This is a genomic window from Pseudomonas sp. 57B-090624 (genome assembly GCF_003234055.1).
Classification (GTDB): domain Bacteria; phylum Pseudomonadota; class Gammaproteobacteria; order Pseudomonadales; family Pseudomonadaceae; genus Metapseudomonas; species Metapseudomonas tohonis.
Genome location: NZ_QKRU01000082.1, coordinates 17,692 through 30,572, shown reverse-complemented (window position 1 = coordinate 30,572; position 12,881 = coordinate 17,692). Strand labels below are relative to the sequence as shown.

The window sequence follows — 12,881 nt, the reverse complement described above, 5'->3', positions numbered from 1 at the left end:
CCTCGGCGGCGTTCTGCGGTGGCGGCTGGGGCGGTGGGTAGCCGTACTGCTGGAACCAGAGGAAGGCCAGCAGGTGGGCGAGGACGATGGCGGCCAGGAAGATGCCGAACAGGCGTGCGAACAGCGTGTCGGCCTGGCGCATCAGCCGATCTCCCGCGCGTCGAACAGGTAGCCCTCGCCGCGCACGGTCTTGATCAGGCGCGGTGACCGGGGGTCGTCGCCAAGCTTCTGCCGCAGGCGCGAGACGAGCAGGTCGATGCTGCGGTCGAAGGCTTCGATGGAGCGGCCCCGGGCGGCGTCCAGCAGCTGTTCGCGGCTGAGCACCCGGCGCGGGCGTTCGAGAAACACCCAGAGCAGGCGGAACTCGGCGTTGGACAACGGCACCACCATGCCCTCGGGGGATTGCAGCTGGCGCAGCACGCCGTTCAGGCGCCAGGCATCGAAGCGGATGCTGGCGCGCTGGTCGGCACGCAGGCCTTCGCGGTCGTCGCGCACGCGGCGCAGGATGGTCTGGATGCGCGCCACCAGCTCGCGTGGCTCGAAGGGCTTGGCCATGTAGTCGTCGGCCCCCAGTTCCAGGCCGATGATGCGGTCGGTGGGTTCGCAGCGGGCGGTGAGCATGAGGATCGGGATATCGGACTCGCTGCGCAGCCAGCGGCACAGGGAGAGGCCGTCTTCACCGGGCAGCATCAGGTCCAGGACCACCACGTCGAAGGGGGCGTCGGCCAGCGCTTCGCGCATTGCCTCGCCGTCGTCCACACCCACCGCCTCGATGTTGAAGCGGGCGAGGTAGTCGCAGAGCAGGTCGCGGATCGGCACGTCGTCGTCCACCAGCAGGGCGCGGATGTTCCAGCGGCGGTTGTCGAGGGGGACGGGGGCTTGGTTGTGCATGGGTGTGTTGCCATCTGGCGGGTCGACCGGGCCGGTGGACCACTGTTCTTCGCGTCTGGCGGCGGGCGTCGAGCGGCGGGCCTTGGGCTTGCATCGGGCGCATCCTACTCCGCCGTCCTGCCACCGGCCATCGCGGCGAGAGGCTCGCCGATGACGGTGTCGCCAGCGTGTCGGCTTTGTACCGGGGCCGATACAAAGCGTCGGCGTTGCATTCGGAAGGTGCCGGCAGGGTGTAGGGGATGCGCGCGGCTGCTTTCTGCGGGCGGATGGGGTACTTATGTCGCGCCGCATCCGGACCTGTCGTCGATAAAGGAGTTGTCATGCAGATTTCCACCACCCTGCTCGCCGGTTTCTGGGGCTGGCTGGCCGCCAGCAGCCTGCTGCTCGGCGCCGCCATCGGCTTCTGGGTGACGCTGCCCAGGGCGGTCACCGCCTCGGTGATGGCCTATGGCAGCGGGGTGCTGATCGCGGCGCTGTGCTTCGGGCAGATCCCCGAGGCCGAGCGCCTCGGCGGGCTGGGGCCGACCCTGGCGGGCATGCTCGCCGGCGGCGCGCTGTTCGTCCTCGCCAGCCAGTTGCTGGACCGCTGGGAAGCGCATCACCGCCAGCGCAGCGGCGGCGCCGGCTCCATGGTGGCGCTGCTGATCGCGGTGGGCGCCTTCCTCGACGGCATTCCCGAATCCCTGGGGCTCGGCCTGGGCCTGCTGGACGGCGGCGAGGTGAGCCTGCTGATGCTGGTGGCGATCTTCCTCTCCAACCTGCCGGAGGGGCTGGCCAGCGCCGCCGGGCTGCGCGAGGAGAAGCGCAGCGGCCTGTTCGTGTTCGGCCTGTGGGGCAGCATCGTCCTGCTGTCGGGCCTGGCGGCCATGGCCGGCCCGGGGCTGATGAGCGACCTGCCGCCGGCCTGGCTGGGCTTCGCCCTGGCGTTCTCCGCCGGTGCGGTGCTTTGCATGCTGGTGGACACGCTGATCCCCGAGGCCTTCGAGAGCACCCATGCCTGGACCGGGCTGATCACCCTGGCCGGCTTCATGACCGCCTTCGCCCTCGACCACCTCTAGTCGGCGGCGATCACCGGAGCAGCGGCGGGCGCGGGCTTCCGCTACAATGCGCGCCGTTTTCGACTTGCCAGAGAGCCCGCCCATGTCCGCCTGCCAGACGCCCATCATCGTCGCCCTCGATTTCCCCACCCGCGAAGCCGCGTTGAAGCTGGCCGACCAGCTCGACCCCAGGCTGTGCCGGGTGAAGGTGGGCAAGGAGCTGTTCACCAGCTGCGCATCGGACATCGTCGCCACCCTGCGCGAGCGCGGCTTCGAAGTGTTCCTCGACCTGAAATTCCACGACATCCCCAACACCACCGCGATGGCGGTGAAGGCGGCGGCGGAGATGGGCGTGTGGATGGTCAACGTGCACTGCTCCGGCGGCCTGCGCATGATGGCGGCCTGCCGCGAGACCCTGGAGCGGTTCAACGGGCCCAAGCCGTTGCTGATCGGCGTCACCGTGCTGACCAGCATGGAGCGCGAGGACCTGGCCGGCATCGGCCTGGACATCGAACCCCAGGAGCAGGTGCTGCGCCTGGCCGCCCTGGCGCAGAAGGCCGGGATGGACGGCCTGGTGTGCTCGGCCCAGGAAGCGCCTGCCTTGAAGGCGGCGCACCCGGCCCTGCAGCTGGTCACCCCCGGCATCCGCCCGGCGGGCAGCGCCCAGGACGACCAGCGCCGCATCCTCACCCCGCGCCAGGCGCTGGACGCCGGCTCCGACTACCTGGTGATCGGCCGCCCCATCAGCCAGGCCGCCGACCCGGCCCAGGCCCTGGCCGCCGTGGTTGCCGAACTCGCCTGAGGCTCTATCGGCGCGCCCCGTGTGTTTGGGGCTCCCAAATAAAATGGCCCGGACTGCACTGCAGCCGGGCCATTTTTATTGGCGCGGAAGGGTTACCTGACCTTCAGCACCAGCTTGCCGAAGTTCTCGCCGCTGAACAGCTTGCCGAGGGTCTCGGGGAAGGTTTCCAGGCCTTCGACGATGTCTTCCTTGCTCTTGAGCTTGCCGGCGGCCATCCAGCCGCCCATTTCCTGGGCGGCGCTGGCGAAGTTGGCGGCGTGGTCCATGACCACGAAGCCTTCCATGCGTGCGCGGTTGACCAGCAGCGACAGGTAGTTGGCCGGGCCCTTCACCGCTTCCTTGTTGTTGTACTGGCTGATGGCGCCGCAGATGACGATGCGTGCGCGGGGGGCCAGGCGGGTGAGCACCGCGTCGAGGATGTCGCCGCCGACGTTGTCGAAGTACACGTCCACGCCTTTCGGGCACTCGCGCTTGAGGCCGGCGGCGACGTCTTCGTTCTTGTAGTCGATGGCGGCGTCGAAGCCGAGTTCGTCGATCAGGAAGCGGCACTTGTCGGCGCCACCGGCGATGCCGACCACGCGGCAGCCTTTGATCTTGGCGATCTGCCCGGCGATGCTGCCGACCGCGCCGGCGGCGCCGGAGAGCACCACGGTGTCGCCGGCCTTGGGCGCGCCGACGTCGAGCAGGGCGAAGTAGGCGGTCATGCCGGTCATGCCCAGGGCGGAGAGGTAGAGCGGCAGCGGCGCGCGGCTCGGGTCGACCTTGTAGAAGCCGCGCGGTTCGCCGACGAAGTAGTCCTGTACGCCGAGCGCGCCATTGACGTGGTCACCGACGGCGTAGTCGGGATGGTTGGAGGCGATCACCTTGCCCACGCCCAGGGCGCGCATCACCTCGCCCAGGCCCACCGGCGGGATGTAGGACTTGGCGTCGTTCATCCAGCCGCGCATGGCGGGGTCGAGGGACAGGTAGAGGTTCTCCACCAGGATCTGGTTCGGGCCGGGTTCGCCCACCGGTTTCTCGACGTAGGAGAAGGTGTCGCGGGTGGCCGCGCCGACCGGGCGCTTGGCGAGCAGGAACTGGCGGTTGAGCTGGGGCATGGCAGGGCACTCCGAATAGGGAAAACACCGGTTTAGTCCGCGCGGCGGTGGAGGGCAAGCTTAGTCGCGCCAGGGAATGTGCGGCCATGAATGGCAATGATCATCGCGGGCGGGTTTCATCAGTCAACTGGATGCAGCACCCACCACGGACCTGATGATGCTGACGCTGGCCACCCGCCAGTGGCTAGACTCCGTGCCGGTTCCCATCCTTCCTTCCGAGGTTTCACAGATGAGCATGACTTTCTCCGGCCAGGTCGCCCTGGTGACTGGCGCCGCCAACGGTATCGGCCGCGCGACCGCGCAGGCCTTCGCCGCCGAGGGGCTGAAGGTGGTGGTGTCCGACGTCGACGCCGCCGGCGGCGAGGCCACTGTGCAACTGATCCGCGATGCTGGGGGCGATGCCACCTTCATCCGCTGCAACGTCACCGTCGATGCCGAGGTGAAGGCCCTGGTGGAAGGCACCGTCGCCGCCTATGGCCGCCTCGACTACGCCTTCAACAACGCCGGCATCGAGATCGAGAAGGGCAAGCTGGCCGAGGGCTCCGAGGCCGAGTTCGACGCCATCATGGGCGTCAACGTCAAGGGCGTCTGGCTGTGCATGAAGTACCAGATCCCGCAGATGCTGGCCCAGGGCAGCGCCGGCGCCATCGTCAACACCGCCTCCGTCGCCGGCCTCGGCGCGGCGCCGAAGATGAGCATCTATGCCGCCTCCAAGCACGCGGTGATCGGCCTGACCAAGTCCGCTGCCGTCGAGTACGCGAAGAAGAAGATCCGCGTCAACGCGGTGTGCCCGGCGGTGATCGACACCGACATGTTCCGCCGCGCCTACGAGGCCGACCCGAAGAAGGGCGAGTTCGCCGCCGCCATGCACCCGGTGGGGCGCATCGGCAAGGTCGAGGAAATCGCCGGTGCGGTGCTCTACCTGTGCAGCGACGCCGCGGGCTTCACCACCGGCCATTCGCTGGCCGTGGACGGTGGCGCCACCGCCATCTGACCGGCTTCGCGGTCATGCAGGGGCGCCTTCGGGCGCCTTTTTGCATTCTGTTACAGGTCGGACCTGGGCTGGCTCGCGAGGCCACTATCCAGCCACGTGCGGCGTGCGCAGAATCCGCCGAGGTCCGACAAGGAGAACAACATGACCGCAAGCCCCCTGGTAACGATATTCCTGCCCCTGGCGCTGGGCATCATCATGCTCGGCCTCGGGCTGTCCCTGACCCTGGCGGACTTCGCCCGGGTGGTGAAATTCCCCAAGCCGGTGCTGATCGGCCTCGGCTGCCAGATCCTCCTGCTGCCGCTGGCGTGCTTCCTGCTCGCCAAGGGCTTCCAACTGGAGGCGGCGCTGGCGGTGGGCATGATGCTGCTGGCGGCGTCGCCCGGCGGCACCTCGGCCAACCTCTACAGCCACCTGGCCCATGGCGATGTGGCGCTGAACATCACCCTGACGGCGGTGAACTCGGTGATCGCCATCCTCACCATGCCGTTGATCGTCAACCTGTCCCTGGCTCACTTCATGAGCGGTGACCAGGCCATTCCGCTGCAATTTTCCAAGGTGCTGCAGGTGTTCGTCATCGTCCTGGGCCCGGTGGCCATCGGCATGTTCCTGCGCAGCCGCTTCCCCGGGTTCGCCGCGCGCATGGAAAACCCGGTGAAGATCATCTCGGCGCTGTTCCTGCTGCTGATCATCGTGCTGGCGGTGGCCAAGGACTGGCGCACCTTCGTCGACTACGCCCCGGTGGTGGGCCTGGCCGCGCTGGCGTTCAACCTCATCAGCCTGGCGGTGGGCTATTTCGTGCCGCGCCTGTGCCGCCTCAGCCAGCGCCAGGCGGTGGCCATCGGCATGGAGATCGGCATCCACAACGGCACCCTGGCCATCGCCCTGGCGCTGAGCCCGATGCTGCTGAACAACCCGACCATGGCGATCCCGGCGGCCATCTACAGCATCATCATGTTCTTCACTGCCGCCGCCTTCGGCTGGTGGGTCAACCGCGTGCACGGGCGCGAGCTGGCGTCGGAGGCCTGAGGGCGTGTGCCAGTGGCCCGGCTACGGTGCTGTTCCGGGCTCCGTTGCGGTGCACCGGTGAAGCGTGGTTCACCCTGCATTCCCAGGCGGTGCCGGCCGGGGCACAGCAGACACCGTAGGTTGGGCCTCGCTGCGCTCGACGCCAACCTACGAAGCTGATCGATGTGTAGGGTGGATGACGCTCTTTTCATCCACCAGCGGTGCCGGTCATCGCACCGATATCAAGCCGCACGCACGTCAGTTCTTGCCGGTATTCCAGTTGAGGATCACCAGCGTCAGCACCCCGGCGATCAGGCCCCAGAAGGCCGAGCCGATGGACAGCAGGCTCATGCCCGAGGCGGTGACCATGAAGGTGATCAGCGCGGCTTCGCGCTCCTTGGGTTCGTTCATCGCCACGGTCAGGCCGTTGCTGATGGAGCCGAACAGCGCCAGGGCGGCCACCGACAGCACCAGTTCCTTGGGGAAGGCGGCGAACAGCGCGGCGAGGGTGGCGGCGAAGATGCCGGCGATGCCATAGAAGACCCCGCACCAGACGGCGGCGGTGTAGCGCTTGTTGCGGTCCTCGTGGGCGTGCGGGCCGGTGCAGATGGCGGCGCTGATGGCGGCCAGGTTGATGCCGTGGGAGCCGAAGGGCGCCAGCAGCAGCGAGGCGAAGCCGGTGGCCGAGATCAGCGGCGAGGCCGGCACCTGGTAGCCGTCGGCACGCAGCACGGCGATGCCGGGGATGTTCTGCGAGGCCATGGCGACGATGAACAGCGGGATGCCGATGCTGATGATGGCGGTGAGGGAGAAGCTCGGCGTGGTCCACACCGGGCGCGCCAGGGCGAAGCTGAAGCCGCTGAAGTCGAGCAGCCCCAGCGCCGCCGACATGCCGCAACCCACCAGCAGCGCCACCAGCACCGCGTAGCGGGGTTGCAGGCGCTTGAACAGCAGGTAGCTGAAGAACATCGCCAGCACCAGGGCGGTGCGGTGCTGCGCGGCGACGAAGATCTCGCTGCCGATCTTGAACAGGATGCCGGCCAGCAACGCGGCGGCCAGGGAGCCGGGCAGGCGGCGCATCAGGCGCTCGAAACCACCGGTGAGGCCGACCAGGGTGAGCAGCACGGCGCAGACGACGAAGGCACCGATGGCCTCGGCGTAGGGCACGCCCGGCAGGCTGGTGATCAGCAGTGCGGCGCCGGGGGTCGACCAGGCCACGGTGATGGGGGTGCGAAAGCGCAGCGACAGGCCGATGCTGCAGACCGCCATGCCGATGGAGATGGCCCAGATCCACGAGGAGATCTGCCCGGCGCTGAGGCCGGCGGCCTGGCCCGCCTGGAACATCAGCACCAGTGAGCTGGTGTAGCCGGTGAGCATGGCGATGAAGCCCGCCACCACCGCCGACAATGACGAGTCGGCCAGCGGGCGCAGGCGGGGCAGGGGGGCGCTGGAGTCGGAGGCCTGGGTCATCAGACGGTTCCCTTGATGTCGACGAGGATCGGATAGAGCGAGGCCACCAGTAGCAGGGCCATGCCGATATTGAAGGCGCGCAGCACCCGTGGCGAGGACAGCCAGCGGCGCAGCAGGCTGCCGGCGACGGTCCAGAGGCCGACGCTGGGGCAGTTGATCAGGGCGAACAGCGCGGCGATCAACAGCGCGTTGGTGACGAAGTTCTCCTGGGGGGTATAGGTGGTGATGGCGCCGATCGCCATGACCCAGGCCTTCGGGTTGACCCACTGGAAGGCGGCCGCCTGGAGGAAGGTGAAGGGGCGCGCGCCGCTGTCACGGCTGTCCGGGGCGCCGGAGCCGGCGATCTTCCACGCCAGGTAGAGCAGGTAGGCCGCGCCCAGGTAGCGCAGGGCGGTGTAGAGCACCGGCACCTGCTCGAAGACCTGGTGCAGGCCGAGGCCGACCGCCATCACCAGGACCATGAAGCCCAGGCTGATGCCGAGCATGTGCGGCACGCTGCGGCGCACGCCGAAGTTCACCCCGGAGGCGAGCAGCATCATGTTGTTGGGGCCGGGCGTGACCGAGGTGACGAAGGCGAACAGGGCGAAGGCGAGCAGCAGTTCCAGGCTCATGGCAGGGCACTCTTTTTGGAATGCTGGAAGCCTACGGCGTGGCGCGTTGCCGCGCCCCGTACAGCGAAGCGCGCAAAAAGCGATACAGTCGCGTGACGAGTGCGGGAAGAGCCACTACTGTTCCGGTTTTCAGTTTTCCGAGGAGCCCCACGCCATGGACGAGAATCCCTACGCCGCCCCGCAGACCGACCTGGTCGACGCCCAGGCGCCCCGTGAACTGCCGGACTGGAGCCCGGGGCTGCTCAACCTGCTGGGTTGGCTGTGCCTGATCTCGGCGCTGGGCTCGGTGGTGTTGCTGGCGTTCATTTTCCTGGGGGATTTCGTCGGGCTGGAAAGTGCGTCGCGGGTCGCCGACTGGCTGGGGCTCGCAGTGATGCTGTTGGGCAGCTACCTGAGCCTGCGCCTGAAGGGCTTCGCCGAGGCGCGTTTCGCCGCCGGCGGCCTGGCCTGGCCGACCTGGCTGGTGATCCTGGCGGGGGTGGTGACCCAGGCGATGCTGATGCTGGTGGACGACCAGGCCCTGGCGAAGCTGGGCTGGGAGCTGGGCTCGTACCTGGCGCTGATGGTCGGTTACGGCGCGGTCACCGTCTGGCTGGCGGTGCGCCTGCTCAAGGTGCAGAACGTCTACCCGGTGTTCCGGGTGATGGCCTGGCTGCTGCTGGTGGGCGGGGTGATGATGGCGACCGTGCTGCTGGTGATGGTCGCACTGCTGCCGCTGCTGGCCTCTTCCGTCGCCATGGCCCTGGTGTTCTTCCAGGGCGCGCGGGACATGACCGGGCGCGCCTGATCAGGCCGCTTCCTCGCTCTCGCCCGGACGGGCGCTGGACAATGCCTGGTTGACCTTCAGCCAGCCGTCCACGGCGTCCGCCCCGGCCTCGCTGAAGGCGCGCTCCAGCAGGCGCGCCTGTTCGCGGCGCAGGCTCTTCTCCAGTTTCGAACCGTCGGCGGTCAGGCCCAGCTGGCGCTTGCGCTTGTCGTCGTCGGCGGTGCTGCTCTGCACCAGGTCCATCTCCATCAACTGGCGCAGCGGCGTGTTCAGCGCCTGCTTGCTGACGCCCAGATAGCCGAGCATCTCCTTCACGCTCAGGCCCGGGTACTTGGCGATGAAGAACAGGATGCGGTGGTGCACCCGCGACAGGCCGCGACGGGCGAGCATTTCGTCGGGCTTGCTGGTGAAGGCCTGGTAGCCGAAGAAGAAGGCTTCCATGGCGGCGTGCTGGACGGCTGGGTTTTTAAGGTCAAGCATATTGACGTATCCATCCCGGGCATCGTAATTTCGGTCAAGCAGTTTGACTTAATTTTCCCGCCTTCGCACCCGGTGACAACCCATGGCCTTCTCCGAACGCATCGCCCGCCTGAAAAGCTCCTTGATCCGTGAAATCCTCGCCGCGGCGCAGCGCCCGGAAGTCATGTCCTTCGCCGGGGGCCTGCCGGCCGAGCCGATGCTGCCGAAGGTGGAGTGGGCACAGATGCCGGTGAGCATGGGCCAGTACGGCATGAGCGAGGGTGAACCGGCGCTGCGCGAGGCCATCGCCGCCGAGGCGCAGAAGCTGGGCGTGCAGTGCGACGCCAGCCAGGTGCTGATCGTCAGCGGCTCCCAGCAGACGCTGGACCTGGCCTCCAAGCTGTTCATCGACCCGGGCACCGAGGTGCTGCTGGAGGCGCCGACCTACCTGGCCGCCCTGCAGGCCTTCCAGCTGTTCGGCGCCGACTGCATCGCCGTCGCCCAGGAGGCCGACGGCCCCGAGCTGGCCTCCCTGCGCCAGCGCCTGGAGCAGCACAAGCCGGCCTTCGCCTACCTGATCCCGACCTTCCAGAACCCCTCGGCCGTGCGTTACAGCGAAGCCAAGCGCGACGCCGTGGCAGCGCTGCTGGACGAGTTCGGCGTGACCCTGATCGAAGACGAGCCCTATCGTGAGCTGGTGTTCGACGAAGGCACCGCCACCCCCATCGTCAGCCGCCTGAAGAAGGCCAGCTGGATCTACACCGGCACGGTTTCCAAGACCCTGCTGCCGGGCCTGCGCGTGGGCTTTTTGATCGCCAGCCCGGACCTGTTCCCCTACCTGCTGCGCCTGAAGCAGTCGGCCGACCTGCACACCAACCGCATCGGCCAGTGGCAGGCCCTGCAGTGGCTGGGCACCGAGCAGTACCGCGAGCACCTGGCCGAGCTGCGCGGCTTCTACCGCCAGCGCCGCGACGCCATGCAGGCGGCGCTGGAGGAGCACTTCGCCGACCTCGCCACCTGGCAGGTGCCCCAGGGCGGGCTGTTCTTCTGGCTGGCGCTGAAGCAGCCGCTGGACACCCGTACCCTGCTGAAGCCGGCGCTGGAGCAGAATGTCGCCTTCATGCCGGGCGAGCCCTTCTTCATCGACCCGGACCAGCACCCCGGCTACCTGCGCCTCAACTTCAGCCATGTGGCGCCCGAGCGCCTGGGCGAAGGCCTGCAGCGCCTCGCCGGGGTCATCCGTCACGCACTGGCCGCCGAGGCCGCCTGATCCAGGAGCACGACATGTACAAGGTCCACGGCGATTACATCTCCGGCAACTGCTACAAGGTCAAGCTGATACTCACCCTGCTCGGCAAGCCCTACCAGTGGGTGCCGGTCGACATCCTCAAGGGCGAGACCCAGAGCGAAGCCTTCCTGGCGCTGAACCCCAACGGCAAGATCCCGGTGCTGGAACTGGAAGACGGCACCACGCTGTGGGAGTCCAACGCCATCCTCAACTTCCTCGCCGAGGGTAGCGACCTGCTGCCCAGCGAGCCGCGCCTGCGCACCCAGGTGCTGCAGTGGCAGTTCTTCGAGCAGTACAGCCACGAGCCCTATGTGGCGGTGGCGCGCTTCATCAAGCTGTACCAGAGCATGCCCGCCGAGCGCGAGGAGGAGTACCGCACCTGCCTGGTGCGTGGCTACAAGGCGCTCAAGGTGATGGAGCAGCAGCTGTCGCGCACGCCGTACCTGGTGGGCGAGCAGTACTCCATCGCCGACATCGCTCTCTACGCCTACACCCATGTGGCGGAAGACGGCGGTTTCGACCTCTCGCGCTTCCCGGCCGTGCTGGCCTGGATGGAGCGCGTGGCCAGCCATCCCAGGCACGTGGGCATGCTGGGCTGAACCCGGCCGGCAGGGCATGCAGGGCCCTGCCGCGTCACGTGGCGCGCCTGCTTTCGCTGGTCTAACGTGGCGACATCGGCTCGCGACGGGCCAGGCAGGGAGACGTCCATGAAATACAAGGGTGGCTGCCACTGCGGCCGGATTGCGTTCGAGGTGGACGGCAGTCCGCTGGCCGAGGTGATGGAGTGCAATTGCTCGTTGTGCAGCAAGCGCGGCTACTTGCTGTGGTTCGTGCCACGGGCGCAACTGACGCTGTCGACACCGGATGCGGACCTGTCCACCTACCGCTTCAATCGCATGCACATCGCCCATCACTTCTGCGCCCACTGCGGCTGTGCGCCCTTTGGCGAGGCGGCCGATCCCAAGGGCAATGCCATGGCGGCGGTGAACGTGCGCTGCCTGGAAGGGGTCGATCCCGACACCCTGAAGGTGGTGAAGGTGGATGGACGGAGCTTCTAGCTCGCTTGGTCAGGCAAAACGATGTGCTGCATTCGACTCCGCCCGACGGAGATGAAGAGCGACCTCCACCCTACGCAGCGGTCATGCGGGATGCACCTGCAGGGGCGACTCCAGTCGCCCGGCGGTGCCTCGCCGCCGGTCTTGTGGGGGGAGTTCACTGGCTCTGTCTGCGTTAGCTTTGTGGATTCAATGAAAAGCCTCAAGAGCGGCGCTTTCAGGACGATTCTGGATTCCTGGAGCACCCGCCGCATGGGTTTCGCTTCGCTCTACACCCTCCTACGAAAGCCGCCAGCCGCGGCGCGCCCCCAGTGGTGATGCGCACATCAGCGGAGCATTGGGCATCGATGTTGGAGCGAGGGGAGTCTGGCGGAGCCAGACCCGTATGCAGGGGCAAGCCTCTTTGGTTTCTTTCTTGTGGGCGGCATTCCGACGACTGAAGAAAGAACTCGCCCGGCAAGGCGAAACAGAAACCATCAGCAAGACTCGGCAATCAACCGGGCTCCAAATCTGCTAGCAACCCTTAACGCAGACAGAGCCAGTTCATTCGCGAGAAGAGCCCACCTCGAATCCTGAAACCCGATAAACGAAAAAACCGGCCGAGGCCGGTTTTTTCATGGGCGCGCGAATCAGCGGATCAGGCTGAGAAACTCGCTGCGGGTCGCGGCGTTCTGGCGGAATTCGCCGAGCATCACCGAGGTGACCATGGAGGAGTTCTGCTTCTCCACGCCGCGCATCATCATGCACATGTGCTGGGCCTCGATGACCACGGCGACGCCGGCGGCGCCGGTGACCTGCTGCACGGCCTCGGCGATCTGGCGGCTGAGGTTCTCCTGGATCTGCAGGCGGCGGGCGAACATGTCGACGATGCGCGCGACCTTGGACAGGCCCAGCACCTTGCCGCTCGGCAGGTAGGCGACGTGGGCCTTGCCGATGAAGGGCAGCAGGTGGTGCTCGCACAGGGAGTACAGCTCGATGTCCTTCACCAGCACCATTTCGCTGTTGTCGGAGCTGAACAGCGCACCGTTGGTGACTTCCTCCAGGGTCTGCTCATAGCCACGGCAGAGGTACTGCATGGCCTTGGCGGCGCGCTTGGGGGTATCCAGCAGGCCTTCGCGGGAGACGTCCTCGCCGAGCTGGCCGAGGATCGCAGTGTAGTGTTGCTCGAGTTTCTGATTGCTAGATTCCATGGGGCTTCCAGGGGCTAGTGAAATATCAGCGTGCCCGTCGTGGGCCTCCCGGTGCCCGGGGGCCGCACCGCGTGCCCATCTCGGTGGGCTCGGGACAGCTTCTGCACGCTATGGCCGGGTTGCTGGCGATAGAGGTGGGCATCATACCCGCCATGACGCTTCGGGTCGCGTCGGTGAAGCGGCCATTGTACTGCGCGCGCCGTTGCGCCCGGGTAT

At 67.4% G+C, this 12,881-nt stretch carries 14 protein-coding genes and 1 pseudogene; 8 read left to right on the top strand and 7 right to left on the bottom strand.

What is annotated here, in order from left to right:
- Both DMX10_RS33310 and DMX10_RS27645 read right to left on the bottom strand, forming a co-directional pair.
- A pseudogene (locus DMX10_RS33310) lies at nt 1-142 on the bottom strand (two-component sensor histidine kinase); the annotation flags it as partial.
- A complete protein-coding gene (locus tag DMX10_RS27645) occupies nt 142-891 on the bottom strand; it encodes a response regulator (protein ID WP_111264106.1) in 750 nt (249 codons plus the stop codon). The pseudogene DMX10_RS33310 and the gene DMX10_RS27645, both read right to left, overlap by 1 nt.
- Nucleotides 892-1,211: 320 nt before the next feature.
- Here DMX10_RS27645 and DMX10_RS27640 point away from each other — a divergent pair, with 320 nt between their 5' ends.
- Both DMX10_RS27640 and pyrF read left to right on the top strand, forming a co-directional pair.
- Nucleotides 1,212-1,949 (top strand): ZIP family metal transporter, encoded by a 738-nt coding sequence (locus DMX10_RS27640; protein WP_111264105.1) that lies wholly within the window; start codon nt 1,212-1,214, stop codon nt 1,947-1,949.
- 82 nt (nt 1,950-2,031) lie between these two features.
- The gene (pyrF, locus tag DMX10_RS27635) at nt 2,032-2,730 is read left to right on the top strand and encodes an orotidine-5'-phosphate decarboxylase (protein ID WP_178083023.1); all 699 of its coding nucleotides are present in this window, start codon (nt 2,032-2,034) and stop codon (nt 2,728-2,730) included.
- 92 nt (nt 2,731-2,822) lie between these two features.
- Here the strand turns inward: pyrF and DMX10_RS27630 are convergent, their stop codons facing one another.
- Entirely contained in the window at nt 2,823-3,827 is a 1,005-nt protein-coding gene (locus tag DMX10_RS27630) for an NADP-dependent oxidoreductase (RefSeq protein WP_111264103.1), read from the bottom strand.
- 229 nt (nt 3,828-4,056) lie between these two features.
- Here DMX10_RS27630 and DMX10_RS27625 point away from each other — a divergent pair, with 229 nt between their 5' ends.
- Both DMX10_RS27625 and DMX10_RS27620 read left to right on the top strand, forming a co-directional pair.
- Nucleotides 4,057-4,821 carry an SDR family oxidoreductase gene (locus tag DMX10_RS27625; RefSeq protein WP_111264108.1) on the top strand — a complete coding sequence of 255 codons (765 nt, stop codon included), beginning with the start codon at nt 4,057-4,059 and terminating at the stop codon, nt 4,819-4,821.
- Between the two features lie 141 nt (nt 4,822-4,962).
- Nucleotides 4,963-5,847 (top strand): bile acid:sodium symporter family protein, encoded by an 885-nt coding sequence (locus DMX10_RS27620; protein WP_111264102.1) that lies wholly within the window; start codon nt 4,963-4,965, stop codon nt 5,845-5,847.
- A gap of 237 nt (nt 5,848-6,084) precedes the next feature.
- Here DMX10_RS27620 and DMX10_RS27615 read toward each other — a convergent pair whose 3' ends face one another.
- Complete coding sequence (locus DMX10_RS27615) at nt 6,085-7,296, bottom strand: benzoate/H(+) symporter BenE family transporter (RefSeq protein WP_111264101.1); 1,212 nt, start codon at nt 7,294-7,296, stop codon at nt 6,085-6,087.
- Entirely contained in the window at nt 7,296-7,907 is a 612-nt protein-coding gene (locus DMX10_RS27610; protein ID WP_111264100.1) for a LysE family translocator, read from the bottom strand. Before DMX10_RS27610 ends, DMX10_RS27615 begins: the two co-directional genes overlap by 1 nt.
- 154 nt (nt 7,908-8,061) lie before the next feature.
- Between DMX10_RS27610 and DMX10_RS27605 the strand changes: the two genes are divergently transcribed.
- Nucleotides 8,062-8,694: a hypothetical protein gene (locus DMX10_RS27605; RefSeq protein ID WP_111264099.1), complete on the top strand. Its 633-nt coding sequence runs from the start codon at nt 8,062-8,064 to the stop codon at nt 8,692-8,694.
- On the opposite strand, the gene DMX10_RS27600 is transcribed toward DMX10_RS27605, so the two are convergent.
- Complete coding sequence (locus DMX10_RS27600; RefSeq protein WP_111264098.1) at nt 8,695-9,153, bottom strand: MarR family winged helix-turn-helix transcriptional regulator; 459 nt, start codon at nt 9,151-9,153, stop codon at nt 8,695-8,697.
- 82 nt (nt 9,154-9,235) lie between these two features.
- Between DMX10_RS27600 and DMX10_RS27595 the strand changes: the two genes are divergently transcribed.
- The 3 genes from DMX10_RS27595 (at nt 9,236) to DMX10_RS27585 (ending at nt 11,478) form a co-directional block, all read left to right on the top strand.
- Nucleotides 9,236-10,402, top strand: coding sequence for a PLP-dependent aminotransferase family protein (locus tag DMX10_RS27595; protein ID WP_111264097.1), 1,167 nt, complete (start codon nt 9,236-9,238; stop codon nt 10,400-10,402).
- Nucleotides 10,403-10,416: 14 nt separating this feature from the next.
- On the top strand, nt 10,417-11,019 hold the full coding sequence (locus DMX10_RS27590) for a glutathione S-transferase family protein (RefSeq protein WP_111264096.1): 603 nt from the start codon (nt 10,417-10,419) through the stop codon (nt 11,017-11,019).
- Between the two features lie 108 nt (nt 11,020-11,127).
- Nucleotides 11,128-11,478: a GFA family protein gene (locus DMX10_RS27585; protein WP_111264095.1), complete on the top strand. Its 351-nt coding sequence runs from the start codon at nt 11,128-11,130 to the stop codon at nt 11,476-11,478.
- Nucleotides 11,479-12,104: 626 nt separating this feature from the next.
- Here the strand turns inward: DMX10_RS27585 and folE are convergent.
- A complete protein-coding gene (gene folE, locus DMX10_RS27575; RefSeq protein ID WP_021222675.1) occupies nt 12,105-12,665 on the bottom strand; it encodes a GTP cyclohydrolase I FolE in 561 nt (186 codons plus the stop codon).
- Between the last annotated feature and the right edge of the window lie 216 nt (nt 12,666-12,881).

Excerpts from the sequence above, each read along its gene's own strand:
- DMX10_RS27645 (WP_111264106.1), bottom strand. The coding sequence starts at position 891 with ATGCACAACCAAGCCCCCGTCCCCCTCGACAACCGCCGCTGGAACATC.
- DMX10_RS27640 (WP_111264105.1), top strand. The coding sequence starts at position 1,212 with ATGCAGATTTCCACCACCCTGCTCGCCGGTTTCTGGGGCTGGCTGGCC.
- pyrF (WP_178083023.1), top strand. The coding sequence starts at position 2,032 with ATGTCCGCCTGCCAGACGCCCATCATCGTCGCCCTCGATTTCCCCACC.
- DMX10_RS27630 (WP_111264103.1), bottom strand. The coding sequence starts at position 3,827 with ATGCCCCAGCTCAACCGCCAGTTCCTGCTCGCCAAGCGCCCGGTCGGC.
- DMX10_RS27625 (WP_111264108.1), top strand. The coding sequence starts at position 4,057 with ATGAGCATGACTTTCTCCGGCCAGGTCGCCCTGGTGACTGGCGCCGCC.
- DMX10_RS27620 (WP_111264102.1), top strand. The coding sequence starts at position 4,963 with ATGACCGCAAGCCCCCTGGTAACGATATTCCTGCCCCTGGCGCTGGGC.
- DMX10_RS27615 (WP_111264101.1), bottom strand. The coding sequence starts at position 7,296 with ATGACCCAGGCCTCCGACTCCAGCGCCCCCCTGCCCCGCCTGCGCCCG.
- DMX10_RS27610 (WP_111264100.1), bottom strand. The coding sequence starts at position 7,907 with ATGAGCCTGGAACTGCTGCTCGCCTTCGCCCTGTTCGCCTTCGTCACC.
- DMX10_RS27605 (WP_111264099.1), top strand. The coding sequence starts at position 8,062 with ATGGACGAGAATCCCTACGCCGCCCCGCAGACCGACCTGGTCGACGCC.
- DMX10_RS27600 (WP_111264098.1), bottom strand. The coding sequence starts at position 9,153 with ATGCTTGACCTTAAAAACCCAGCCGTCCAGCACGCCGCCATGGAAGCC.
- DMX10_RS27595 (WP_111264097.1), top strand. The coding sequence starts at position 9,236 with ATGGCCTTCTCCGAACGCATCGCCCGCCTGAAAAGCTCCTTGATCCGT.
- DMX10_RS27590 (WP_111264096.1), top strand. The coding sequence starts at position 10,417 with ATGTACAAGGTCCACGGCGATTACATCTCCGGCAACTGCTACAAGGTC.
- DMX10_RS27585 (WP_111264095.1), top strand. The coding sequence starts at position 11,128 with ATGAAATACAAGGGTGGCTGCCACTGCGGCCGGATTGCGTTCGAGGTG.
- folE (WP_021222675.1), bottom strand. The coding sequence starts at position 12,665 with ATGGAATCTAGCAATCAGAAACTCGAGCAACACTACACTGCGATCCTC.